Here is a 1,559-nt window from a genome sequence, read left to right on the forward strand (position 1 = left end):
CCCACCTTCGAGTGAACGGGCGATACGCGCCGGGCACACCCGCGTGTGACCGCCGGGTTTTTAGAAATCATGGCCGCAATGATTCGTAATAATGTACTTTTCCCACCACCGGATGGTCCCGTCAATGTAATATGAGCCCCAGCTGGAATCTGCCAATCAACATCATGTAAAATATGTTGATCAGCGATTTGATAATTAACTTTTTCTAAACTAATCAATGAATTCATATGCCCACCCCCGATTACTAATTTATAATCATTATAACCTGACTGTTAGGCCAATTTCAAACAATCCTCCTCAGTTATCCTGTGTCTTTCCACATGCTATAATGGAGGTTAACACAGTTCACAGAAAAACGAGGTCAAAATCAAACTTATGCCACAACCTAATCATTATTCGCACTAATCCCGATCGCACAATGATCGGCGCCGACAACAGCCGGATGAAAAAGTGCAAGCGACCGTTAACATCGGCCAGCGTTTTCCATTGACCATTCAGCGTTTAGGCATTAACGGTGAAGGTATTGGCGGTTCTGTTGCGAAGTTTGAAAATCAAACGCGCTCTCTCTGAACTCCAAATATCTTAGGCTGTTATTCCCATTAATACCTTGATTTCAGTAGACACCGAAAAGCCGAAGAGCGTTCCATTTCTTCGGTTCTTTTTATATATTCCTCGAATGATCTCCATGCCCTTAATCGTGGAAGAGGCTGTACGGAGACTTTGATAAAATTTATTTCGTCGTTTAATAGGTCGATGATCTTGTTCTATTAAATTGTTAAGATACTTCACAGTTCGGTGCTCTGTCTTAGGATATAAACCCACACTCTGTAACTTTCTAAAGGCGGATCCAAGAGAAAGTGCTTTATCGGTCACAATTGCTTTCGGCTCACCAAACTGTTTATGGAGTCGTTTTAAGAAAGCATAGGCTGCTTGCGTATCCCGTTTCTTTCGTAACCAGATATCTAAGGTTAAGCCGTCCGCATCAATTGCACGATAAAGATAATGCCAACGTCCCTTAATTTTGATATAGGTTTCGTCCATTTTCCATGAATAGAAGGATTGTCTATTTTTCTTCTTCCAAAGATAATAGAGGACTTTGCTGTACTCTTGCACCCAACGATAAATCGTAGTATGACAAACATTTATTCCACGATCATATAACAATTCCTGAACTTCACGATAGCTTAGATTGTAACGCAGGTAGTAACCAACAGCGACAATAATGACGTCTTTTTTGAATTGTTTGCCTTTAAAATGATTCATTACTCTGTCCTCTCTGTCTTTTTTCTCAATTTTACACTAAAATAGATTTTTTGGAAAACTTTGCAACAGAACCAAAGAAATAATAAATTCTAGGCCCTTAAAAGAAAAAATCAAATTTTTAACAAAGGTTATTATTATTAAGGCGAAAAACCATTAAGCCGTTAAATGAAAATGCAAAGGGTTCATATACAATTATGTTAATTACGACCCGAATTGCTAGTTGATTATTTAGACATGACTTGATACCCGATAGAATATCTTAAAGTCTCTGGTTCCAGTGATTTAGCTGATTTTAA

2 protein-coding genes are annotated in these 1,559 nt (G+C 38.6%); both read right to left on the bottom strand.

The window, feature by feature from the left end; translation table 11 throughout:
• Positions 1–227: ATP-binding cassette domain-containing protein (locus AB0C76_RS41310; RefSeq protein ID WP_359975932.1), on the bottom strand; the 227-nt coding region annotated here is incomplete at its 3' end.
• A gap of 355 nt (positions 228–582) precedes the next feature.
• On the bottom strand, positions 583–1,263 hold the full coding sequence (locus AB0C76_RS41315) for an IS6 family transposase (RefSeq protein ID WP_359975935.1): 681 nt from the start codon (positions 1,261–1,263) through the stop codon (positions 583–585).
• Positions 1,264–1,559 lie beyond the last annotated feature (296 nt).

Origin of the sequence: Kitasatospora sp. NPDC048722, from assembly GCF_040650235.1 — a bacterium.
GTDB lineage: Bacteria > Actinomycetota > Actinomycetes > Streptomycetales > Streptomycetaceae > Kitasatospora.

What these genes read in the sequence shown, in the direction of transcription:
- AB0C76_RS41315 (WP_359975935.1), bottom strand. Translation starts at nt 1,263, where the DNA reads ATGAATCATTTTAAAGGCAAACAATTCAAAAAAGACGTCATTATTGTC.